Genomic DNA, 413 nt, shown 5'->3' with positions numbered 1-413 from the left:
CACCGTGCCGAACTGCTCGCCCTGCACCAGGCCGGCGCGACCGTGGCCGAGCTGCAACGCTGGTTACGCGCTCACCGGATCAGCGTGGTGCACAGCACCGTGGTCCGCTGGCTGACCAAACAGGCCGGCCACTGATGGCCACCTTCCGCGCACCGGCGGCCCAGGCCGCCTACATCATGAAAGCCCTGCAGGGCCATCACCTGCGCTCCGTAGGCACCGTGCGTAACTACGAGCAGGGGTTGACCAGGGTAGCCGAGTGGACGCAGCGAGAACGCCTCCCAGGCGGTCTACGGGCGATGACCCCCGAGCTGGCTATCCGCTACCTGGAGCAGCGCGGGCAGGAGGTCGGCCAGAAGGCGCTGGACATGGAGCGTCAGGCCATGCAGGCGATGATGCAGCATGTCACCGGCCAG

The 413-nt window shown here is 68.3% G+C and carries 1 protein-coding gene; it reads left to right on the top strand.

All coding sequences use genetic code 11. The features are described from left to right. Positions 1-134: 134 nt before the first annotated feature. Positions 135-413, top strand: a 279-nt coding sequence (locus B4920_RS25905; protein WP_216820037.1) for a hypothetical protein, incomplete at its 3' end; no start/stop codon positions are given.

Origin of the sequence: Zoogloea sp. LCSB751 (assembly GCF_002028455.1) — a bacterium.
GTDB lineage: Bacteria > Pseudomonadota > Gammaproteobacteria > Burkholderiales > Rhodocyclaceae > Zoogloea.
The sequence above is the reverse complement of the archived record's forward strand: the minus strand, read 5'-3'. Positions and strand labels throughout refer to the sequence as shown.